Source organism: Massilia rhizosphaerae, from assembly GCF_016093545.1.
Lineage (GTDB): Bacteria > Pseudomonadota > Gammaproteobacteria > Burkholderiales > Burkholderiaceae_D > Telluria > Telluria rhizosphaerae.
Map to the genome: position 1 here is coordinate 60,560 of NZ_JADKYX010000002.1, position 21,346 is coordinate 81,905.

Genomic DNA, 21,346 nt, shown 5'->3' on the forward strand with positions numbered 1-21,346 from the left:
AAGCATGAAGCTGATCATCCTCGACCGGGACGGGGTCATCAACCATGACTCCCCCGAATTCATCAAGTCGCCCGCCGAATGGATCCCGATTCCGGGGTCGCTGGAGGCGATCGCGCGCCTGAATCAGGCGGGCTACCGCGTCGTCATCGCGTCGAACCAGTCGGGCATCGCGCGCGAGCTGTTCGACATCGCGACCCTGAACGCGATCCACCAGAAACTGCACGCGAGCGCCCAGCAGGTGGGCGCGGACATCGACGCGATCTTCTTTTGCCCGCATGCGGCGGTCGACAACTGCGACTGCCGCAAGCCCAAGGCCGGGATGTTCGAGGAGATCAGCAAGCGCTTCAAGATCAGCCTGAAGGGCGTGCCGACCGTCGGCGATTCGCTGCGCGACCTGCAGGCCGGCTTCATCTGCGGCTGCGTGCCCTACCTGGTCCTGACCGGCAAGGGCGAGAAGACCTACGAGACGGGCGGCCTGCCGCCCGGCACCCAGGTCTTCCCCGACCTCGCGTCCATGGTCGACGCCTTCCTCAAGGCCGCGCCCGCGCCGGCGCCCGCCGGCGCATGACCGCCACCACCACCACCCGAGCCACCACCACAGCCACCCAAGCCACGGAGACCACGCCTTTGCGTACCGCCGCCCTGTTCCTGCGTTCCCTGCTCTTCACGATCGTCATGACCGTCGCCACCGTCGTCTGGGCCTGCGTCTGCTTCCTGGCGGCGCCGTTCCCGTACAAGACGCGCTTCTGGGTCACGTCGCGCTGGAACGTCTTCATCATCTGGTGCGCCCGCGTCATCTGCGGCATCCGCTACCAGGTGAAGGGTTACGAGAACCTGCCGGACCATCCGGTGATCCTGCTGTCGAAGCACCAGTCGGCATGGGAGACCATCTTCATGCTGCCGAACATGAAGCGGCCGCTCGTCTACGTCTTCAAGAAGGAAATCCTGTACATTCCCTTCTTCGGCTGGGGCATGGCGCTGCTGCGCATGATTCCGATCGACCGCAGCAAGGGCAAGCGCGCGTTCGCGCACGTCGTCAGGATCGGCAAGGCGCGCCTGGCGGACGGCCAGTCGATCATCATGTTCCCCGAAGGGACGCGCATCCCCGTGGGCCAGAAAGGACAGTACAAAAGCGGCGGTACGCGCCTGGCGATAGAAACACGTGCCATGGTCGTGCCGATCGCGCATAATTCAGGTGAGTGCTGGCCCAAGAACTCGTTCATCAAGCGGCCGGGCCTCATCACCGTTTCGATCGGCACGCCGATATCGCCGGAAAACCACACTGCCGACAGCCTGATGCAAGAGGTCGAAAATTGGATAGAATCGGAAATGCGCGTCATTTCGCCCCACGCCTATTCAGGTACTTGAACGAATTGGGCGCGCAGACCAAAGCACCATCGAAGCCGCCCACCATGACCTCCCCCAAGACCGACGCGAGCCAGCTGGAGCTGTTTGCCCAGGAACTCGCCGCGACGCTCGATCCACCTCCCGCGCCGGCGGCCAAGCCCACGCCGCCGGCCCCGCTGTTCAAGGCACCGCCGGTGCCGACCCGCACCTTACCCATCCCGCCCATCGGCCCGAACGATCCGCCGCTGCGGCGCATCCAGCTCGGATCGCACACCGTGCACTACGTGCTGCGCCGCTCCGCGCGCCGCTCGCACGGCTTCATGGTGTGCGACGACGGCCTGTTCGTGACGTCGCCGAACCGCGCGCCGCTGGACGACATCGAACGCGCCATCCGCGCCAAGCAGCGCTGGATCCTCACCAAGCTGTTCGAGCGGGGCGAGCGCCGCGCCCAGCGCGCCGAACGCGCACCCGTGGAATGGGTCGACGGCGCGCAACTGCCCTACCTGGGCAACGACGTCGTGCTGCGCCTGGAGCCGGCCGCGCGCAGCCACTGCGTCTACGATGCCGACACGCGCACGCTGCGCCTGGGCGTGACGCCGGGACTGGAGACCTGGCAGATCCGCGAGCGCGTGAAGCTGTGGTTCCAGGACGAGGCCAGGCGCCTGTTCGGCGAACGCCTCGACCTGTACGCCCCGCACGTGGGCGTGACGTACCGCTCGTGCGCGATTTCGTCGGCCGGCACGCGCTGGGGTTCGTGCACGGTGGCGGGGAATATCCGCCTGAACTGGAAGCTGGTGCACTATCCGCTCGCGCTGCTCGATTACGTGGTCGTGCACGAACTGGCGCACCTGCGCGAGATGAACCACAGCCCCGCGTTCTGGGCCGTCGTCGGCGAGGTGTTTCCGGATTACGAGGGTGCCAAGGCGGCGCTCAAGAAGCGGTCGGTGGAGATGCCGATCCTCTTCCCTGACGAGTAATCGGGACGCGATGGTGGGCACGGGGTGCCCACCCTACGATATGCGATCGCCGTAGGGTGGACTCCCCGAGCCCACCAAACGTCAAAAATTTACGAGGCGCGGAACTGGAGCTCGCCCGCCGCGCGCGCCTCGACGATGCCCCGCATCGCGCTGACTTCATCCTTGTTCAGGCAGCGGAACGGAATGGGCAAGGTGCCGCGCTTGAGGATCATCATGAAGCCGCTCGAATACATGCGGATGCGCTGCACGTCGTCCCAGCCGATCAGGCTCACGCCCGTGTCGCTGGTGCGCACGATGCCGTGCTGGTCGATCTGGAATTCGTAGGTGCGCTTCCCGCGCCGCAGCAGCACGAAGTTCGCGGCCGCCGCCAGCGTGCTTTTCAGGCGCAGATAAACCGCCATCGGCCAGCGGATGTGCCGCCGGCGGATCAAATAGCCGCCGTGCTCCCACATGAAGCGCACGTATTCGGCGAACGAATAGCGCACCCAGAAATGCAGGCTGTAACGCTCCGCCGGTGGATGCACGACCGGGATCGTGGCCGCCGGCATCGCGTCGGCGCCTAGATCCTCGGTGTCCGGCTGGTCCAGAAGCGCGGCCCCGCCATCCACGTTGCCGGCCGCTCGCGAGCGATTTGACCACAACATGTGCATCCCCTTTTCATTTTCTAAGTAAAGAGAATGGTAGCAAAAGCTAGGCGATAATTTGTTGCAAGAGTTCAACAGTGCGCACTGTTGCGCCCCGGTGGCGGGCGGCGAAAGCCAGGGCCTGGGCGCCCATGGCGGTCCGGCGGCCGTCATCATCGAGCAGGCCGGCGGCGGCGCGCAGCAAGGCCGGCGCATCGGACACGCGCAGCGCGGCGCCGGCGGCGACGGCTTCCTCGGTCGCCTGCAGGAAGTTGAAGGTGTGTGCGCCCACGAGCACCGGCTTGGCCAGCGCGCACGCTTCGATCAGGTTCTGCCCGCCCAGCGGCAGCAGGCTGCCGCCGATGAAGGCGCAATCGCAGGCCGCGTAATAGGCGAACATCTCGCCCATCGAATCGCCCAGCAGCACGTCGGCGTCCACCCGTTCGGGCAGCGCCGACCTGCGCGCCAGCGCGAGGCCGCGTTCCCCGACCATGCGCGCGACCTCGTCGAAACGCTGCGGATGACGGGGCACCAGCACGAGCAGCATGCCGGCCGGGCGCTCGTCCATGGCCCGGTAGGCGTCGAGGATGAGCGCCTCTTCCCCTTCGCGCGTGGAGGCGCACAGCAGCACGGGACGATGCGCGAACCGCGCGCGCAGCATGGCGCCCGTGTCCAGCGCGGCCTGCGGCGGCACGACGTCGAACTTGATGCTGCCGGTGACGGCGACATGCGGCGCGCCCAGCGACGCGATACGCCCGGCGTCCGCGTCCGTCTGCGCGGCGACGAGCGTGATCGCGCGGGCCGCATCCGACATCAGTCCCTTGAACTTGAGGCCGCGGCGCAGCGAACGTTCCGACAATCGCGCATTCACGAGCGCCACGGGCACGCCCTGCGCGGCGCAGCCGTGGATCAGGTTCGGCCACACTTCGGTCTCCATCAGGATGCAGATCGCGGGCTCGAAATGGCGCAGGAAACGGCCGACCATGAAGCCGGTGTCGTAGGGCAGGAACGACTGGACGACCCGGTCGCCGTGCCTGGCGAACAGCGCCTTGCCCGTCGCCCGCCCCGTCGGCGTCATGTGCGTGAGCAGGATGCGGCAATCCGGCCGCGCGGCCAACAAGGCTTCGACGAGCGGTTCCGCCGCGCGCGTCTCGCCGACGGAGACGGCGTGCACCATGATGGTCGGGCGTCTCCCGAGCTTGCGGCCGTAGACGCCGAGGCGCTCGCCGACATGCGCGCGGTAGCCGGGTTCGCGCCGGCCGCGCCACCACAGGCGGCCCAGCACGAGCGGCAGCGCCAGCCACCACAGCAGCGAATACAGCACGCGCATCAGCGGCTCTCCAGCAGGCGCCGCGCGGCCGCCGCGACCTCGGCCACCGCCGGCGGCGCGTCCGTGTCGCCCAGGTTGACGATGCGCGGCGACCAGTTGCCCTCGGTCTTCCAGCGCGGCGAATCGGCGTAGATCTCGACCGTCGGCCGCACGAAGGCGGCGGCGATGTGCGTGAGGCCCGTATCGACGCCGACGGCCAGCGCGGCGTGGCGCGCCAGTTCCACCGCGTCCATCATCGACAGTTTCGGCAGCACGCGCGCATGCGGCAGCGCTTGCGCGAGGCGTTCGGCCTCTTCCTTCTCGCGCGGCGAACCCCACGGCAGCAGGATCGTCATGGGCGCGAGCGCCTGGCCGAGCGCGATCCAGTGCGCCGCCGGCCATTTTTTCGCGTCGCGCGCCGTCCCGTGAAAGAACACGGCGTAGTCCTCGGACGGCATCCAGGCGGGACGTGCACTGCCTTCCGGCGCCGGTAGGCCGAAGTCGGGCGGCGTGTCGACGGCATAGCCGAGCGCCGCGGCCACGACCTGGCGTCCGCGCGCCACCGCGTGCGTGCGCGGGTCGACGGGGATGCTGCGGCTGTGGAAGATGCGCGAGATGCCTTCGTAGCCCGAGTCCTCGGTGCCGTTGGCCAGGCCGACCTTCTGCCCGCCCGGGCGCGTGCGCGCGCATGCCATGACGATGCCCGTCTTGATCAAGCCCTGGGTGTCGAACACATAGTCGTATTGCTCGGCGCGCAGATCGCGGAAGAAGCCGGACAGTTCCGCCCTTACGGACGCCTTGCCCAGCCCCTTGCGCCAGCGCCGCAGCGCGAACGGGATCACCTTGCGCATGTGCGGGTTGAGCTTCACGAGGCTGACGTAGCCCTCTTCCACCACCCAGTCGACCCGGGCATCCGGAAAGTGGCGGTGGATGTCCGCCACGATCGGCAAGTTGTGCAGGACGTCGCCCAGCGACGAGACCCGCACCAGCAGGATGTTCAAGGCGTCACTCTCAGAACGGCAACTCGGCGTCGGGCTTGGCGGCCAGGATCACGCGAGCGAATTCTTTCTGGATGCGGTCCAGCGCGGCCGGATTCTCGCCCTCGAAGCGCAGCACGACGACGGGCGTCGTGTTCGAGCCGCGCGCCAGGCCGAAGCCGTCCGGGTATTCCACGCGCAGGCCGTCGATGTCGACAATGCGGTCGGCGCCGGGGAATTCGGCCTCGGCGCGCAGCTTGTCGATCAGCGCGAAGTTCTCGCCTTCCTTGAGGTGCAGGTGCAGTTCCGGCGTGCTGGATGCGATCGGGAGGGCATTCAGCAGCGCCGACGGGTCAAGCTCGCGCGTGAGGATCTCGAGCAGGCGCGCGCCCGTGTACAGGCCGTCGTCGAAGCCGAACCAGCGGTCCTTCCAGAAGATGTGGCCACTCATCTCGCCGCCCAGCGGCGCGCCCGTTTCCTTCAGCTTGGCCTTGACGAGCGAGTGGCCCGTCTTCCACATCAGCGGGCGGCCGCCGTGCTGCTCGATCCATGGGCCCAGGTGGCGTGTGCATTTCACGTCGTACAGGATCTCGGCGCCCGGGTTGCGCGCCAGGACATCCTTGGAGAACAGCATCATCTGGCGGTCGGGGAAGATGATCTGGCCGTCCTTGGTGACGACGCCCAGGCGGTCGCCGTCGCCGTCGAACGCGAGGCCGATCTCGGCGTCCGTCGTCTTGAGGCACTCGATCAGGTCCTGCAGGTTTTCCGGGTGCGCCGGGTCCGGGTGGTGGTTCGGGAAGTGGCCGTCCACGTCGCAGAACAATTCGATCACGTCGCACCCCATCGCGCGGAACAGGTCGCCCGCGACCATGCCGGCCACGCCGTTGCCGCAGTCGACCGCGATCTTGATCGGGCGCGCGATCTTGACGTCGCCGACGATGCGTTCGACGTAGGCGGCCTTGATGTCGTGGGTCGAATAGCCGCCCTGTGCTTGCGCCGGTTGGAAGTCATCGCGTTCGATGGCCTGGTACAGCGCCTGGATGGCGTCGCCGTAGATCGCCTCGCCCGCGAGGACCATCTTGAAGCCGTTGTAGTCCGGCGGGTTGTGGCTGCCCGTGACCATGATGCCCGAGCGCGCGTTCAACACGTTGGTGGCGAAATAGACCATCGGCGTGGCGACCATCCCGAGGTCGATGACGTCCACGCCCGCGGCCTGCAGGCCTTCGGCCAGCGCCTTGGCCAGTTCCGGGCCGGACAGGCGGCCGTCGCGGCCGATGATCACGGTACGCTCCCCCTTGGCCAGCGCGGCGGCGCCGAAGGCCTGGCCGATGCGCCGCGCGATGCCCGCGTCGAGCGTGCTGCCGATGACGCCGCGGATGTCATAAGCCTTGAAGATCGTTTTCGAGAGAGGAACCATGGATTATCTACCTTGCTGGACTGGGCGCCGGAACGCACGCGCACGGACATTGCGATCGCCGCTTGGATCGGATTGACGGAAAAAGGGATATTGTAACGGCAAGCACCACGGCCGGGGGCCGATTGCTGCGTTGCGTGATGCGGCGCGGATGGATATCCGGCCGAACGTGACCTTTTACAGGGAGATCCGCGGGCGCGAATACCCCCTGTAAAAGAAGGGGCGGGGAATCAGACGCGCAGTTGGTCCAGCGATTTACCGCCCTCGACCCATTCCTTGACCCATTTCGGCTGACGGCCGCGGCCGGTCCATTGTTGCGACGCGTTGTCCGGATTGCGATAACGAACGGCGACGGAACCGGTATTCGCGCCCGCTTTGCCGCCGCGGCCGGTGGCACTGATCAGGTCTTTCAGAGGCATACCCACGCTCTGCGCGATGGCCAGGATCTGTTCGCGTGCCTTTTGCACTTCCTGAACCTCACGTTTCTTCATTTCCTGCTTGATCTGCTCTTGCAGGTTGCGCAAATCGCTCAAGGACAAATTAGACAGATCCATCTTGATTCCTTATATGTAGAGTAGGTGTACCGGGATTTTATCGAATATTCACCAATTCTCGCAATATACTACATCTGAAATTTCTTCAGTGTTTTTTGTGCCAAATCAGCCAACGCGGAGACTTGAATCTCACGATACGCGCGTACAACCACACGTAGCTGATAATGAACAACAAGCAGAAGAATATCAAAATTCCCGTATCCCGCCAGAACACGGTGGCGGGGATAACGGCAGTGAGGGAAAACAGCCACAGGTAAGGCGAGGTGCGCGCATTCCTTTTCATCAGTGCGCGGGCTTCTTTGCGACCGACGGTCCATTGCACGATGCGCCGGAAAATCAGGCTGTGCAGGTGGATTCCGTCCGGCATTGTAGGAGATTTCCCACGCACAAACATTCGGCGATAAACGGAGAAAACGGTTTCGAAAGTCGGATAAATCAGTAGCAATGCCGCATACCACGTCGATACCTGCGGATTGCGCATCACCAGCAGCAAAGCCAGCTCGCCAAGCATGAATCCGATGAAATAGGCGCCGCCGTCGCCGAGGAAGATCAGGCCGACGGGGTAATTCCAGATCAGGAAACCGGCCGTCGCGCCGGCCACCGTCAGCGCGGACACCAGCACGAACATATCCTCCACGCGCCAACCGACGTAGGCGAGCGACAGCAGCATGAAGATCGTGACGACGCTCGCCAGGCCATTGAAGCCGTCGATGATATTCACCGCATTCGCAATACCGGCAACGGCCAGCACGGTCAACGGCAATACTACCCACAGCGAATCCAGGCTCAGGCGGATGAAGGGCATATCCAGGCGCGCGATTTTCGCGTCGAGCACCAGATAGCCGAGCAGCGCGGCGACCATCGTCAATATCAGTCGGCGCGAGGGACGTACCTTTCCCGTATAGTCTTCGAGGATTCCGCCCGCGAATGCGATCGCCGAACAGCCCAGCAACGCCGCCAGCCAATGCCCCAGGCCGGGCACCCGCCATACGGTAATCCCGGCGCTCAAGGCGACGGCGAGAAAAATCGGCAATCCGCCAATGCGCGCCACCGCATGCTGATGGACCTTCTGCACGCCGTTGAAATTATCGTCGAGCGCCGGGCCGTGCAATTTCGAATGCTTGACGATCAGGAGCGTCAGCAGCGCGGACACGACAAAACTTACGAAGAAAGAAAACATTATTATTTTTCAGATGCAACCCGGCGGATGCCGGCCAGCGGGCGCGGGAAATGCGACGGCCATGCGCGAAGACGCGCCATTGTACCGGATTGGCACTCGGCAATCCGAACCTGAGCAGTGTACGCGTGCGCGCCGCGTTTTGATTGAGAAAATACGAAATACCGAAACTTTGACTAAGCGGCAAGACAATTTACAATCAGTAATGCCCGCCCGGACCGGCTCGCGCACGAACCACGGATAAATCCATTAGTATGGACACTGAAAAAACGAAGAATCCGAAATGAAAACCTATGTGATCGGCGACCTGCAAGGGTGCGCCCACGAAGCCGGCCTGCTGCTGGAACAAATCGAGCCTGATGCGCGCATCCTGTTCGTCGGCGACCTGGTCAACCGTGGCCCGGACTCCCTGGGCGCGCTACGGCGCATGAAGGCGCTGGCGGAGGCGAGCGACGGCCGCGTCGACGCGCTGCTCGGCAACCACGACCTGCACCTGCTGGCCGTCGCCGTCGGCGCCCAGAAGCTGGGTCGTTCGGACACGCTGGACGAGATCCTGGCCGCGCCCGACCGCGACGCGCTGATCGCCTGGCTGCGCCGGCGTCCGCTCGCGATGTTCGTGGACGCGCACCTGCTCGTCCACGCCGGCGTGCCGCCCCAATGGACGGCGGCGCAGACGGTGGCGCTCGCGGCCGAAGTCGAGTCGGTCCTGCGCGGCGAGCACTGGATCGAGTTCCTCGGCCAGATGTACGGCAACGAGCCGGATCGCTGGGACGACGGCCTGACGGGCATCGCCCGCCTGCGCTGCATCGTCAACGCCCTCACGCGCATGCGCCTGTGCTGGCCGGACGGACGCATGGATTTCACCCACAAGGAAAGCGACAAGGGACCGGAAGGCTCCGACCTGCAGCCGTGGTTCGACCTGCCCGGCCGGCGCACGCTGGACGTCACCGTCGTGTTCGGACACTGGTCGGCGCTGGGCCTCGTGCTGCGGCCCAATCTCGTGGGCCTGGACAGCGGCTGCGTGTGGGGCGGCAAGCTGACGGCCGTGTGCCTGGACGACCGGTCGCTGTTGCAGGTCGATTGTCCCGAATACCGGGAACACGGCGGCAAAAAATAGCCGGCCGTTCAGCCGTGCTGCGCCGCGCCCTGCCGCAGCGCGCCGGCGATCGCCTCATGCGCCGCCTGCGCCAGCTCGCGCCGGTGCGCGCCCGCCGCCGGAATCGGCGCGAGGCAAGCCACCCGCGCCGTGACCGGTGCGCCGCCCAGGATGCGCACGATGCTGTCGACGAACGTCGTGTCGCCCGTGTAGTCGACCGAGGGGTGCCAGGCCCCGCTGCCGTCGAGATAGGCCAGCGCCACGGGCTGCACGGGCACGGCGGCGTCGATGGCGGCCTCGAACAGGTTGGCGTGGAACGGCAGCAGGGCGCCCTGGCTGGCCGTCGTCCCTTCCGGGAAAAAGGCCACGCGGCGCCGCTGACCGAGGGCGTCGACGAGGCCCTTGAAGATGTGGCGCAGGTCGCGCCGGTTGCCGCGCGCGATGAACACCGTGCCGGCCTGCGCGACGAGCCAGCCCAGGACGGGCCAGGCGCGGATCTCGGCCTTGGCCACGAAGCGGCACGGGTGCACGGCATTGATGACGAAGATGTCGAGCCAGGAGATGTGGTTGGCCACGATGAGCGCGTGCGCGAGGGCGCCGCCCTCCGTGCGCTCGAGCCGCACGCGGCAAATGCCCAGCAGGCGCGCCGACCAGCGCCGGACCAGGCGCTGGCGCAGGGCATCGCCCGCCCAGGGAAACACGAGGGCGCACGTGGCCAGGCCCTGGACGAGATGGAGAACGAGGCGCGCAAGACGCCACGCAAGCTTGATCTTCAATGGAAGCTCGGATGGAAATGCCGCGCGGGCCGCGGCCGCAGCGATTGTACCGCCGCGGCCGGGTGCGAAGGGAATCAGCGTTCGAACGCGACGTGGCCGGCGACGATCGTCGCCTTCACCTGGCCCGTCAGTTCGTAGCCGAGGAAAGGCGTGTGCTTGCCCTGGCTGGCCAGGGCGCCCGCGTTGACGGTCCAGCGCGCGTCCGGGTCGAACAGCACGACGTCCGCGCGCGCGCCTTGCGCCAGCGTACCGGCGGCGAGACCCGCCGTGCGCGCCGGGTCGCTCGTGATCTTCGCCAGCGCCGTCGACAGGACCTTGCCGTCACGGCCTTGCTCGGCCGCCCATTTCAGCATCAGCGACAGCAGCAGTTCCAGGCCCGTGGCGCCGGCCGACGCTTCCGCGAACGGCAGCAGCTTCTCGTCGTCGTCGACCGGCGTGTGGTCCGAGCAGACGGCGTCCACGGTGCCGTCGAGGACGGCCGTGCGGATCGCGTCGCGGTCGCGCTGGCCGCGCAGCGGCGGCGTCAGGCGCGCGTTGGAATCGAAGAAGCCGATGTCGGCATCCGTCATGTGCAGGTGGTGCACGCCGACGTCGCACGTGACGGGCAGGCCTTCCTTCTTGGCGGCGCGGATCAGGTCCAGCGCGGCGGCCGAGGAGATGCGGCACAGGTGCACGCGCGCACCGGATGCGCGCATCAGTTCGAAGATCGTGTGCAGTGCGATGGTCTCGGACATCACGGGCACGCCCGACAGGCCCAGGCGCGACGCCAGCGGGCCGCTGTGGGCGATGCCGCCGCGGCCGATGTGCGGGTCCTGCGGGCGCAGCCAGACGGTGTAGCCGAACGTCTTCGCGTACTGCATGGCGCGCAGCAGCACGGTCGTGTCCTCGATCGGTTCCTCGGCCTGGGCGAAGCCGATGCAGCCGGCTTCCGTCAGCTCGGCCATCTCGGTCAATGACTTGCCCTTCAGGCCGACGGTCAGCGCGCCCAGCGGATGCACGTGGGCCTGGTTCAAGAGGCGCGCGCGGTGCTTGAGCATCTCGACGAGGCCCGGCTCGTCCAGCACGGGGTCGGTGTCGGGCGGGCACACGAGCGTCGTCACGCCGCCCTGCATGGCCGCCTGCATTTCCGATTCCAGCGTGGCCTTGTATTCGTAGCCCGGCTCGCGCAGCCGGGCGGAGAGATCGACGAGGCCCGGCGCGACGACGAGGCCGGACGCGTCGATCGTGCGCGCGGCCGTGAAGCCGGCGTGCGCGCTGCCGATGGCGGCAATCTTACCGTCGGCGATGTAGAGGTCCTGGACGGCGTCGATGCCGCCCGCCGGGTCGATCAGGCGCCCGTTCTTGATGTGCAGTTTCATTATGCGTGCGAATTTAAGTGTGGCTACCGGCCAGAATACTCATCACCGCCATGCGGACGGCGATACCGAAGGTGACCTGCGGCAGGATCACGGCCTGGGCGCCGTCCGCCACGGCCGAATCGATCTCCACGCCGCGGTTCATCGGGCCCGGGTGCATCACGATGGCGTCCGGCCTGGCGAGCGCCAGGCGCTCCGGCGTCAGGCCGTAGCTCTTGAAATACTCGCCGGCCGACGGCAGCAGCGCGCCCGACATGCGCTCGTTCTGCAGGCGCAGCATGATGATCACGTCGACGTCCTTCAGGCCCTCTTCCATGTTCGTGAACACGCGCACGCCCATCTGTTCCAGGCCGCCCGGCAGCAGCGTGTGCGGGCCGATGGCGCGCACTTCCGGCACGCCCAGCGTGGTCAGCGCGTGGATGTCCGAACGGGCCACGCGGCTGTGCAGGATGTCGCCGACGATGGCCACGCGCAGGTTCGTGAAATCCTTCTTGTAGTGGCGGATCGTGTACATGTCGAGCAGGCCCTGCGTCGGGTGCGCGTGGCGGCCGTCGCCCGCGTTCACCACGTGCACGTGGTTCTGCTTCGTGTCGTTCAGGTGCTTGGCGATCAGGTACGGCGCGCCCGACTGCGCGTGGCGCACCACGAACATGTCGGCGTGCATGGCCGACAGGTTGTCGATCGTGTCCAGCAGCGATTCGCCCTTGCTCGTCGACGAGGCGGCGATGTTCAGGTTGATGACGTCGGCCGACAGGCGCTTCGACGCGATCTCGAACGTCGTGCGCGTGCGCGTCGAGTTTTCGAAGAACAGGTTGAAGACGCTTTTCCCGCGCATCAGCGGCACCTTCTTGACCTCGCGGTCGGAGATGCTCACGAAGCTCGAGGCGGTGTCGAGGATGTGGTTGATGATGGCCTTGGGCAGTCCCTCGGTGGTGAGGAGGTGCTGCAGTTCGCCGTTCTTGTTCAGTTGCGGGTTATGCATTGTCGTCTTCGATCGTGAGCGAGAGTCGGCCGGACGCGTCGCGCGCCAGCGCGAGCGAGCGGCCAGGGGCAAGCTGTGCGTGCGCGCCGACGAAATCGGCGGCCACCGGCAGTTCGCGGCCGCCGCGGTCCGCCAGCGCGGCCAGCTTGATGCGCGCGGGACGGCCATAGTCGAACAGCACGTTGATCGCCGCGCGCACCGTGCGGCCGGTGTACAGCACATCGTCGACGAGCACGATGGTCGCGCCGTCGACGTTGAATTCGATCCGGGTCGGCTTGACGTCCGGATGCAGGCCCTTGCGGGCATAGTCGTCGCGGTAGAACGAGACGTCGATGAAGCCCAGGCGGGATTGCAGGCCCAGGTCGGCGGCCAGCCGCTCGGCCAGCCAGGCGCCGCCCGAGTGGATGCCGACGATGGCGGCGTCCGCTACGCCGGCTATCCCCGCGCGCACCTGCGCGAGCAGGTCGCGGTACAGGGCGTCGGCGTCGAGGTCCGCCGGTTCCGCGTCGTTAATATGAGTTGGCATGATCGTCAAAGTATTGTTGCAAAATGATGGCGGCGGCCTTGGCGTCGATGATCTCGCCCCGCTTGGCGGGAATGACGGCCGACGAATAGCGTTCGTCGACGAGCTCGACGGGCAGGTCGAAACGGCCGTTCAGCTGGTTGGCGAAGCGGCGCGCGCGCAGGGTCATCTCGTGCTCCGCGCCGTCCGGATGGCGCGGCTCGCCCACGACGAGGCGCGCGGGCCGCCATTGTTCGATCAGGTCGCCGATGACCTTGAAGCGGGTCGCATTGTCGACCGCCTGGATGACGGACAGCGGCTGCGCCTGTCCCGTCAGGGTATTCCCCATGGCAATGCCGATGCGCTTGATGCCGAAGTCGAAGCCGAGAACGATGTCGACCATTACCTGCATCGGCTCCGGGCAAATGAGTAACTAAGGCCGCAACCGTCACGCATGGCCGGCCTCGGAAGCCAGCATCAGCGGGTCGATGCCCAGCAGCTTGATGGCGGCGTTGTAGCGCTCGTCGATCGGCAGGTCGAACAGCACGTGCGCGTCGGCGCCCACCGTCAGCCAGCCGTTGCGGGCAATTTCCTCTTCCAGCTGGCCCGGGCTCCAGCCGGCATAGCCGATGGACACGAGCATGCGGCGCGGACCGGAGCCGCTGGCGACGGCTTCCAGCACGTCGATCGACGTCGTGAACGCGACCTCGTCGGTGACGGAAAGCGACGACGAATAACGGCCGCCGGGCGAATGCAGCACGAAGCCGCGGTCGTCCTGGACGGGGCCGCCGAACATGATCGGCTCATTGACGACGCTGGCGCGCAGCCCTTCCGCCACCTTCAGGTCGATGCGGTCGAACAGCACGTCCATGGTCATGTCCGTCGGCTTGTTGATGACGACGCCGAGCACGCCCTTCTCGTTGTGCTCGCAGATATACACGACGGTGCCGCCGAAGATCGGGTCATTCATCGACGGCATGGCAATCAGGAAATGATTAGCCAGGTTCAGCTGCGAAGCAGACGTACCTGCCGTCCCCATATCGAGGGCGTCTTCCTGGTGCATCCCGGGCATGGTTAGAGGCTTGCCGACCTTACTTTTTTTCATGCTCATACTCTCTGTTGGCTCACTCTCTGGGGTTACCGCGGCATTTCTACGCTGAAAAGCTGGACTTTTCGCTAGTTTACACCGAATTGCCCGACCAGCCATGGGAAGCCGCTCTGCCGGGCCAAACCTGAGAGATGGTAGACAGTAAAATTCTGGACCGCATTGACTCCGCACACAGAAGATGACGTTAAGAAACTCCTTAGTCTGGTTCCGGCGCGATTTGCGCGTGGACGACCATGCCGCGCTGCATCACGCCCTGCGCTCCGGACGCCGCGTGTTCGGCGTGTTTATCTTCGATACCGACATCCTGGCCGGCTTGCCGGCCGACGACCGGCGCGTTCAATTTCTGGTGGACAGCGTGCGCGAGCTGGATGCGCGCTTGCGTGCATTTGGAGGTTACCTCATCGTGCGGCACGGGCGCGCCGCGCAGGCGATCCCCGAACTGGCGGCCGAGCTGGATGCGGAATCCGTGTTCGCCAACCGCGACTACGAGCCGCAGGCGCGCGCGCGCGACGGCGCCGTGCAGGACGCTCTGCGCGCGGCCGGGCGCAGCCTGCAGACGTTCAAGGACCAGGTGATCTTCGAACACGACGAGGTATTGACCTTGGCCGGCGGCCCATACTCCGTCTTTACGCCCTACAAGAACGCGTGGCTGAAACGCCTCGCGCGCATGCCGGAGGCGGTGCGGCCGTTCGAGACGGCGCCGCACGCGGCCGCGCTCGCGCCGCCGCCGGCCGGTCACGCCCTGCCCCGGCTCGCCGACCTGGGCTTCGTGCCGAACGCCGCGCCCATTGCCGATCCCGGCATGGCCGGTGCCGAGCACCTGCTGGCGCAATTCGAACGGCGCCTCGCGCGCTACGACCACGACCGCGATTTCCCGGCGCTGGACGCCACGTCGCACCTGTCGGTCCACCTGCGCTTCGGGACGCTCTCCGTGCGCGGCCTCGTCGCGATGCTGCAGGCGCGCATCGCGGACGGCAGCGGCGGCCCCGGCGCGCCCGTGTGGCTGTCGGAACTCGTCTGGCGCGAGTTCTACATGATGATCCTGGCGCGCCATCCGCGCGTCGTCACGCATGCGTTCAAGCCGGCCTTCGATGCCGTCGCCTGGGACGAAGGCCCGGAGGCCGACGCGCGGTTCACCGCCTGGTGCGCGGGCCGCACGGGCTATCCGCTCGTCGACGCCGCGATGCTGCAGCTCGAACGGACGGGCTTCATGCACAACCGCCTGCGCATGGTCACGGCCAGTTTCCTGACCAAGGACCTGGGGATCGCCTGGCAACGGGGCGAGCGCTGGTTTGCCTTGAAACTGAACGATTACGAGCTGGCGTCGAACAACGGCGGCTGGCAGTGGGCAGCATCGACCGGGTGCGACGCGCAGCCGTGGTTCCGCATCTTCAATCCCGTCACGCAGTCGCGCAGGTTCGATCCGGACGGGGATTTCATCCGGCAGTACCTGCCGCAGTTGGCCGGGCTGCCGGGCGCGGCGATCCATGCGCCGTGGCTGGCGAAGCCGGAGGTTTTACAGAAGGCCGGCGTGGTGCCGGGACGGGACTATCCGCTGCCGGTCGTGGACCACGAGGAAGCGCGCGCCAGGACGCTGGCGCGGTTCCAGGCGGTCCGCTCCGGATGATCAGGACGCCCGCGCTTCCAGCAACCCCGTGATCGCGGCCAGCAGCGCGTCCTCCTGGAACGGCTTGCCGAAATACGCGTCGACGCCGAGGCCCAGCGCGACGTTGCGGTGCTTGTCCGCCGTGCGCGACGTGATCATGATGATCGGCAGCGCCTGGGTCGCGGCATCGCCGCGCACGTGGCGCGTGAGGTCGAAACCGTCCATGCGCGGCATCTCGATGTCGACCAGCATCAAGTCGGGCCGGGTCTCCTGCATCTGTTCGAGCGCGTCGACGCCGTCCTTGGCCAGCAGCACCCGATAGCCTTCGCGTTCCAGCAGGCGCTGGGTGACCTTGCGCACGGTGAGCGAATCGTCCACGACCATGATCGTCGCGATGCGCGCCGGCGCCGGTTCCGCCGGTGCGGCGGGCGCGCGGCCGGGGCGGGCGCCCTGGCCGGCCATCTGCACGGGATCGAGGATCAGCACGATCTCGCCGGAGCCGAGCACGGTGGCGCCGGCGATGCCCGGCATCCGGGCCAGCTGCGGCCCGATGTTCTTGATGACGACCTCGCGGTTGCCCAGCACCTCGTCCACCCGCAGCGCAAGACGCGTGTTGCCGCTCTTGAGGACGAGCACGGGCGACGAGCGCTGCCCGCCGGCGCTCCCCGGCTCGTGCAGCAGCGCGGGCAGGTAGTGCAGCGGGATGCTCTCGCCGTGAACGTTGATCGCCCCCGCCTCGAAGGCCGCGTCCAGGTCCGCCTCGCGCACCTGCAGCACCTGCTCGACCAGCACGGCCGGCAGCGCATGCGTGCGCGCGCCGCTGGCCACGAGCACGACCTGCGTGACGGCCAGCGTGAGCGGCAGGTGGATGGCGAAGGCGGCGCCGCTGCCGCGCGTCGTCTCGACGTCGACGCGGCCGCCCAGCGCGCGCGCTTCGGAACGCACGACGTCCATGCCGACGCCGCGGCCGGCCAGTTCCGTCAGCGTGTCCGCCGTCGAAAAGCCCGGCTCGAACACGAGTTCCGCGGCGTCCTGGTCGGACACGTCCTCGCCCTCGGCCAGCAGGCCCAGGGCCGCCGCCTTGGCGCGGATGCGGGCCAGGTCGAGGCCCGCGCCGTCGTCGGCGAAGCGGATCTCGACCTCGTTGCCCTGCTGGCTCACCTGCACGAGCAGCTCGCCCGTTTCCGGCTTGCCGGCGGCGACGCGCGCGGCGCGCGCTTCGATGCCGTGCACGATGGCGTTGCGCAGCAGGTGTTCGAACGGCGCGGCCATGCGTTCCAGCACGCTGCGGTCGATCTCGACGCCGCCGCCGCGGATGTCCAAGTTCACGCGCTTGTCCGTTTCCTTCGCGGTCTGGCGCGCCACGCGGAACAGGCGCTCGGACAGACTCGCGAACGGCACCATGCGCACCCGCATCAGGTCGCGCTGCAGCTCGCGCGTGAGGCGCGACTGCGCGGCCAGGTCGTCGGCCGCCGCCTCCGCCGTGCGCGCCAGGCCCTCGTGGAACGAGCCGACGTCGTTCACGCTCTCGGCCATCATGCGCGTGAGTTCCTGCAGGCGCGTGAAGCGGTCGAACTCGAGCGGATCGAATTCGCGCTCGCCGGAAATCGACAGCCGCGACGCGATCTGCGACTCGGCCTGCACCTCCACCTCGCGCAGCTGGCGGCGCAGGTTGGCGAGGTTGTCGGCGAAGTCGGACAGCATGCCTTTCAACGCGCCGACCTGGGTCTCCAGTTTCGAGCGCGTGATCGACACCTCGCCGGCCTGGTTGACGAGGCGGTCGAGGATGTCGGCGCGCACGCGCACGAGCGGCGCGCGCGCGGCCTGCTCGTCCGCCGGCGCCGCGCCCAACGGTTCCGGCGCGGCGGGGACCGGCGCCTCGTGCTGCGCCGGCCCGGCCGGCTGCTGCAGCTGCTCGAACAGCAGCTGCGCCTGGTCGTAGTTGGCGAGCAGCTCGTCGAATGCGGCCGGATTGGTCGTCCCGGCGTGCAGCATGTTCTCGATCTGCGTTTCCAGCGCGTGCGTGTGCTGGCCGAGGCGCATCGCGCCGGCCATGCGCGCGCTGCCCTTGACCGTGTGCAGGGCGCGCAGCAGGCCTTGCGCGACGGCCGCGTCGGCCGGGTTCTGCTGCCACTGGCGCAGGCCGTTGCCGATCTGCGGCAGCAGGTCCGCCGCTTCTTCCATGAAGACGGGCAGCAGGTCCGGGTCGAGTTCGTCGACGAAGACCGGCTCGGTGGCCAGGGCGGGCTCGGGCTCGGGCTCGGGCTCGGCGACGGGCTGCGGCTCGGGCTCCGGTTCGGGCTCCGGCGCGGCCGGCGGCAAGTCGAACAGCGCGTCGACGTCGATGACGTCGCCGGCATCCGGCTGCGCCGGCGCGGGCGCGGGCGCGGGTTCGGCCTGTTCCAGCGTGGGCGCCGCGAACGGATCGTCGAAATACGAATCGAACAGGTCGTCGACGGCGTTGACGGCCGGGTCGTCCTGGCGCGGCGCCGGTGCGCGCGGCGCCAGTTCCGTGCTGGCGGGCAGCGCCGGCGTGCTCGGCGCCAGCGGCGGATCGGCCAAGATGCTGGCATAGGTGGCGGCGAACAGCGCGTCCAGGCGCTGCGCCAGTTCCGTGTCGGCGTCCGCGAACACCGCGTCGGCGCGGACTTTGCCCAGCTCGTCGCGCAACGCTTCCAGGCGCGCCAGCAATTCCGGCTGCGCGGGCGCCAGTTCGCCCAGCGCGAACACCTGCAGCATCACGCGCACGCGCTCGACCGTCTCCTCCAGCAGGTCGAACTGCGCGCCCTGCAGCGGCGACACGGCCACCTGCAACGCCTCTTCCAGCGCCACGGCCAGCTCGCGCAGCGCGTTGAAGCCGACGGTGGCCGACGTGCCGCCCAGCGTGTGCGCGGCCTTCAGGGCCTGCGGCGTCACGGCGCGCAGCGGTTCCGCGCGCCAGGCGGCGAAGTCGTCGGCCAGCGTGCGCACCAGCGCCTCGGTTTCGCCGAGGTAGATGTTATACAGCGGCAGCGGGATCTCCAGGTCGCCCACGCGCCGCATGTTCCCTTCCGATACGGGGAACGCCAGCACGTTGTCCGGCAGCTCCTCCGGCGACAGGGCCGGCAGCGGCGCGGGCGGCTCCTCCGGCGCGACGTCGAAGCCGGCGGCGGGCTCGATCGGTTCGGGCGGCGCGCCTGCCGGCTGCGCCGCTTCGTCTTCCGCCAGTCCGGCCGCGGCCGCGGCGTCGAACGCGCCGACCGTCTCCGGCGCCAGCTCGGCCGGCGCATCGACAGCCGGCACTTCCTGCACTTCCGGCACGTCCGGCACCGACGCTTCCGGCGCGGACTCCGTCACCGCGAACGGCCCGCCGTCCTGCACGCGCGCGGCGGCGCGCACGAGCGCATCGCCGTCGCGCCGCGATCCGCCCGCGGCCAGTTCGTCGACCCAGGCCGCCAGCTCCGCGTGCGCATGCGCGAGCAGCGCCAGCAGGTCGGACGTGGCGGCGCGCGCTTCGGCGAGCCACAGGTTCATGACTTTTTCGATGGCGGCGGCGGCCCCGGCGAACTGCTCCAGGCCGACCATGCGGCTGCTGCCCTTGAGCGTGTGGAAGCCGCGGCGCAGGCGGGTCAACGTGTCCTGGTCGGCCGGAGCTGCCGTGGCGAGCGGCAGCGCACGCCCGACGACGTCCAGCACATCGCGCGCCTCGCCGATGAAGATCTCCAGCAGTTCCGCTTCGACGGCATCGTCCGCCGCCGGCGCGGGTTCCGGCACCGGCGCGGGTTCCGGCGGCGCCGCCTCGGCCGGCGCTGCTTCGGCCTGCGCGGCGGGTGCCTGTCCTTCGATCGGCAGTTCGTGGAACAGGCCAGGGGCGGCGTCGAAGCGGAAGCGCTTGCGCGCGCCGTCGACGTTCTGGGCCAGCGCGTCCGTGAAGAAGCCGAGCGCGCCGATGTTGCGGGCCAGGTTGTCCAGCACGGCGCCGCGCGTCGCGGCGTCCGGTTGCGTGTCGATGAGACTGCGCACGCGGGCACGCACGTGGTCGACCGCCTGCGTGGCCTGGTCCTGGTCGAGGATGGCAAGCGCGCCCCGCAGCTGGTGCAGCAGCGGGTCGACCTGTTCCAGCGACGCGACGCGCGCCGGGTCTTCGTAGTAGTCGTCGATGAGCTTTTCGACCTGGCGCAGGCCCGTGCGGATTTCGCCCGCCAGCACGGCCACGGTCTGGCCCTGCTGCAGTTCGCGCGCCAGTTCGCCGTGCCAGGCCGGCGCGTCCGGCGGGGTCGCGCCGTGCGCCAGCGCGAGCAGGCGCTGGCCGACGGCTTCCGCATGCTGGCCGAAGTCCTCGGGCAGCTGGCGCACCTGGTCCAGGCCGTGCTCGACGAACAGCATGGCCTCGGCCATTTCGAGGCTGAACTGGTCGCTGCGGTGGCCCGCCATCGATTCGCTCGCGGCCTGGCCCAGTTCGCGCAGCAGGTTCGCCAGCGCCGGGGCGCCCAGCTTCTCGCTGGCGCCGGCCAGCTTGGCCAGGGCGTCGTTGAAGCCGCCGTCCGTCGCGTCGCCGCCTTCCGACGCCACGCGGTCCCAGCCCTGCTTGGTCTCGATCAGCGCTTCCTTGGCATCCTTGAGGACGTCCGGGTCGACGCGGCCGTAGCGGCGCTCCAGGTAATCGGGCGGCACCTGGCCGCCGACGCGGTAGGCGTCGCGCAACTGGCGGGCCGCGGGCGCCGGCTCGGGCGCGGCGGCGATGAAGAACAGCGCGTCGCGCAGCAGCGCCTCCGGCAGTTCGGCATGTCCCTGCGCCTGGCGGCGCAGCTGCAGGTTGATCTGGCCGAACAGCTGTTTCACGTACAGGTCGGGCGCCGCCTGGCCGCTCGCGACGAGGTCGGCGACGGCCTGCAGCGCCAGCCAGAACGCATGGGCCTCCGCCTGCGGCTGGCCGTCCACGACGGGTGCCAGCGCATCGCGCATGGCGCCGGCCTGCGCCCGCTGGGCATCGGCGTCGGCGCTGCGCAGGAACGGCAGCAAGGCCTTTTCGAACGCGGCGCGGGTCGCGGCGTAGTCCGGACTGGGGCCGGCGCCGCCCTCCGGCAACAAGGCCGGAGCCAGGTCCAGCTCGAGCATCTGGCCCGGATGCACGCGCTCCACGCCCAGCATTTCCTGCAGCGCGCGGTAATACGGGAACAGCCGCACCGGCTGCGGTGCGGCGCCGTCCAGCAATTCTTCCAGGTATTCGACGAGCGCGCGGTAGGCCTCGCCGACGACGCCGGCCCGGTCGGCGTCCAGCGCCGGCGCGCCGTCCTTGAAGCGGTCGATGACCTGCTCGGCCGCCTCGCTGATGCGCAGGACGCCGGCGACGTCGACCATCTGCAGCGCGCCGTGGGCCTGGTGCAGGTGCGACTTGGCGTGCAGCAGCAGCGTCGGCTGCGCGTCGGGGCTGCGGCCGGCCGCGTCCCGCAATGCCTTGGCGGAGCGCTCGAGGGCATCACGGATTTCCCCGATGACCCAGGACAGTGGGCCGGTGTCGAAAGGCGGTGCGGCGGACGCGTGCGAAAACTGGGTCATGTGAA

18 protein-coding genes are annotated in these 21,346 nt (G+C 68.2%); 5 read left to right on the forward strand and 13 right to left on the reverse strand.

Annotation, left to right across the window (positions count from 1 at the left end; translation table 11 throughout):
- Window positions 1-4: 4 nt before the first annotated feature.
- From gmhB to ISF28_RS03320, 3 genes are read left to right on the forward strand one after another with little or no spacing between them, the layout of a single operon-like run.
- A complete protein-coding gene (gene gmhB / locus ISF28_RS03310; RefSeq protein ID WP_198115739.1) occupies window positions 5-568 on the forward strand; it encodes a D-glycero-beta-D-manno-heptose 1,7-bisphosphate 7-phosphatase in 564 nt (187 codons plus the stop codon).
- Between the two features lie 59 nt (window positions 569-627).
- A complete protein-coding gene (locus tag ISF28_RS03315; RefSeq protein ID WP_198115740.1) occupies window positions 628-1,368 on the forward strand; it encodes a lysophospholipid acyltransferase family protein in 741 nt (246 codons plus the stop codon).
- Between the two features lie 44 nt (window positions 1,369-1,412).
- Window positions 1,413-2,324, forward strand: a complete 912-nt coding sequence (locus ISF28_RS03320; RefSeq protein ID WP_198115741.1) for a M48 family metallopeptidase — start codon at window positions 1,413-1,415, stop codon at window positions 2,322-2,324.
- An 89-nt stretch (window positions 2,325-2,413) separates the two neighbouring features.
- Here the strand turns inward: ISF28_RS03320 and ISF28_RS03325 are convergent, their stop codons facing one another.
- The 6 genes from ISF28_RS03325 to ISF28_RS03350 form a co-directional block, all read right to left on the reverse strand.
- Window positions 2,414-2,968 (reverse strand): YcxB family protein, encoded by a 555-nt coding sequence (locus ISF28_RS03325; protein ID WP_229518858.1) that lies wholly within the window; start codon window positions 2,966-2,968, stop codon window positions 2,414-2,416.
- Window positions 2,969-3,014: 46 nt separating this feature from the next.
- Window positions 3,015-4,277, reverse strand: coding sequence for a lipid IV(A) 3-deoxy-D-manno-octulosonic acid transferase (gene waaA / locus ISF28_RS03330; protein WP_198115743.1), 1,263 nt, complete (start codon window positions 4,275-4,277; stop codon window positions 3,015-3,017).
- Window positions 4,277-5,257, reverse strand: a complete 981-nt coding sequence (gene waaC / locus ISF28_RS03335) for a lipopolysaccharide heptosyltransferase I (protein WP_198115744.1) — start codon at window positions 5,255-5,257, stop codon at window positions 4,277-4,279. The genes waaA and waaC overlap by 1 nt, the downstream gene beginning before the upstream one ends.
- Before the next feature lie 10 nt (window positions 5,258-5,267).
- Window positions 5,268-6,650: a phosphomannomutase/phosphoglucomutase gene (locus ISF28_RS03340; protein WP_198115745.1), complete on the reverse strand. Its 1,383-nt coding sequence runs from the start codon at window positions 6,648-6,650 to the stop codon at window positions 5,268-5,270.
- A 227-nt stretch (window positions 6,651-6,877) separates the two neighbouring features.
- Complete coding sequence (locus tag ISF28_RS03345) at window positions 6,878-7,201, reverse strand: H-NS histone family protein (RefSeq protein ID WP_198115746.1); 324 nt, start codon at window positions 7,199-7,201, stop codon at window positions 6,878-6,880.
- 85 nt (window positions 7,202-7,286) lie between these two features.
- Entirely contained in the window at window positions 7,287-8,381 is a 1,095-nt protein-coding gene (locus ISF28_RS03350) for an MraY family glycosyltransferase (protein ID WP_198115747.1), read from the reverse strand.
- A gap of 280 nt (window positions 8,382-8,661) precedes the next feature.
- Here ISF28_RS03350 and ISF28_RS03355 point away from each other — a divergent pair, with 280 nt between their 5' ends.
- Window positions 8,662-9,495, forward strand: coding sequence for a symmetrical bis(5'-nucleosyl)-tetraphosphatase (locus ISF28_RS03355; protein ID WP_198115748.1), 834 nt, complete (start codon window positions 8,662-8,664; stop codon window positions 9,493-9,495).
- Window positions 9,496-9,503: 8 nt separating this feature from the next.
- Here ISF28_RS03355 and ISF28_RS03360 read toward each other — a convergent pair whose 3' ends face one another.
- The 6 genes from ISF28_RS03360 to ISF28_RS03385 form a co-directional block, all read right to left on the reverse strand.
- Window positions 9,504-10,250 carry a lysophospholipid acyltransferase family protein gene (locus tag ISF28_RS03360; RefSeq protein ID WP_198115749.1) on the reverse strand — a complete coding sequence of 249 codons (747 nt, stop codon included), beginning with the start codon at window positions 10,248-10,250 and terminating at the stop codon, window positions 9,504-9,506.
- A gap of 74 nt (window positions 10,251-10,324) precedes the next feature.
- Window positions 10,325-11,608, reverse strand: a complete 1,284-nt coding sequence (locus ISF28_RS03365) for a dihydroorotase (protein WP_198115750.1) — start codon at window positions 11,606-11,608, stop codon at window positions 10,325-10,327.
- A 13-nt stretch (window positions 11,609-11,621) separates the two neighbouring features.
- The gene (locus tag ISF28_RS03370; RefSeq protein ID WP_198115751.1) at window positions 11,622-12,587 is read right to left on the reverse strand and encodes an aspartate carbamoyltransferase catalytic subunit; all 966 of its coding nucleotides are present in this window, start codon (window positions 12,585-12,587) and stop codon (window positions 11,622-11,624) included.
- Window positions 12,580-13,113, reverse strand: a complete 534-nt coding sequence (gene pyrR, locus ISF28_RS03375) for a bifunctional pyr operon transcriptional regulator/uracil phosphoribosyltransferase PyrR (protein ID WP_198115752.1) — start codon at window positions 13,111-13,113, stop codon at window positions 12,580-12,582. Before pyrR ends, ISF28_RS03370 begins: the two co-directional genes overlap by 8 nt.
- Window positions 13,097-13,492, reverse strand: a complete 396-nt coding sequence (gene ruvX, locus ISF28_RS03380; protein WP_198115753.1) for a Holliday junction resolvase RuvX — start codon at window positions 13,490-13,492, stop codon at window positions 13,097-13,099. The genes pyrR and ruvX overlap by 17 nt, the downstream gene beginning before the upstream one ends.
- A gap of 45 nt (window positions 13,493-13,537) precedes the next feature.
- Window positions 13,538-14,194: a YqgE/AlgH family protein gene (locus tag ISF28_RS03385; protein ID WP_198115754.1), complete on the reverse strand. Its 657-nt coding sequence runs from the start codon at window positions 14,192-14,194 to the stop codon at window positions 13,538-13,540.
- A 181-nt stretch (window positions 14,195-14,375) separates the two neighbouring features.
- Here ISF28_RS03385 and ISF28_RS03390 point away from each other — a divergent pair, with 181 nt between their 5' ends.
- Window positions 14,376-15,824, forward strand: coding sequence for a cryptochrome/photolyase family protein (locus tag ISF28_RS03390; protein ID WP_198115755.1), 1,449 nt, complete (start codon window positions 14,376-14,378; stop codon window positions 15,822-15,824).
- On the opposite strand, the gene ISF28_RS03395 is transcribed toward ISF28_RS03390, so the two are convergent.
- The gene (locus ISF28_RS03395; RefSeq protein WP_198115756.1) at window positions 15,825-21,341 is read right to left on the reverse strand and encodes a hybrid sensor histidine kinase/response regulator; all 5,517 of its coding nucleotides are present in this window, start codon (window positions 21,339-21,341) and stop codon (window positions 15,825-15,827) included.
- Window positions 21,342-21,346: the final 5 nt, after the last annotated feature.

Excerpts from the sequence above, each read along its gene's own strand:
- ISF28_RS03365 (WP_198115750.1), bottom strand. The coding sequence starts at position 11,608 with ATGAAACTGCACATCAAGAACGGGCGCCTGATCGACCCGGCGGGCGGC.
- ISF28_RS03385 (WP_198115754.1), bottom strand. The coding sequence starts at position 14,194 with ATGAAAAAAAGTAAGGTCGGCAAGCCTCTAACCATGCCCGGGATGCAC.
- waaA (WP_198115743.1), bottom strand. The coding sequence starts at position 4,277 with ATGCGCGTGCTGTATTCGCTGCTGTGGTGGCTGGCGCTGCCGCTCGTG.
- ISF28_RS03345 (WP_198115746.1), bottom strand. The coding sequence starts at position 7,201 with ATGGATCTGTCTAATTTGTCCTTGAGCGATTTGCGCAACCTGCAAGAG.
- gmhB (WP_198115739.1), top strand. The coding sequence starts at position 5 with ATGAAGCTGATCATCCTCGACCGGGACGGGGTCATCAACCATGACTCC.
- ISF28_RS03370 (WP_198115751.1), bottom strand. The coding sequence starts at position 12,587 with ATGCATAACCCGCAACTGAACAAGAACGGCGAACTGCAGCACCTCCTC.
- ISF28_RS03395 (WP_198115756.1), bottom strand. The coding sequence starts at position 21,341 with ATGACCCAGTTTTCGCACGCGTCCGCCGCACCGCCTTTCGACACCGGC.
- ISF28_RS03390 (WP_198115755.1), top strand. The coding sequence starts at position 14,376 with ATGACGTTAAGAAACTCCTTAGTCTGGTTCCGGCGCGATTTGCGCGTG.
- ISF28_RS03350 (WP_198115747.1), bottom strand. The coding sequence starts at position 8,381 with ATGTTTTCTTTCTTCGTAAGTTTTGTCGTGTCCGCGCTGCTGACGCTC.
- pyrR (WP_198115752.1), bottom strand. The coding sequence starts at position 13,113 with ATGCCAACTCATATTAACGACGCGGAACCGGCGGACCTCGACGCCGAC.
- ruvX (WP_198115753.1), bottom strand. The coding sequence starts at position 13,492 with ATGGTCGACATCGTTCTCGGCTTCGACTTCGGCATCAAGCGCATCGGC.
- ISF28_RS03325 (WP_229518858.1), bottom strand. The coding sequence starts at position 2,968 with ATGTTGTGGTCAAATCGCTCGCGAGCGGCCGGCAACGTGGATGGCGGG.
- ISF28_RS03320 (WP_198115741.1), top strand. The coding sequence starts at position 1,413 with ATGACCTCCCCCAAGACCGACGCGAGCCAGCTGGAGCTGTTTGCCCAG.
- ISF28_RS03340 (WP_198115745.1), bottom strand. The coding sequence starts at position 6,650 with ATGGTTCCTCTCTCGAAAACGATCTTCAAGGCTTATGACATCCGCGGC.
- ISF28_RS03355 (WP_198115748.1), top strand. The coding sequence starts at position 8,662 with ATGAAAACCTATGTGATCGGCGACCTGCAAGGGTGCGCCCACGAAGCC.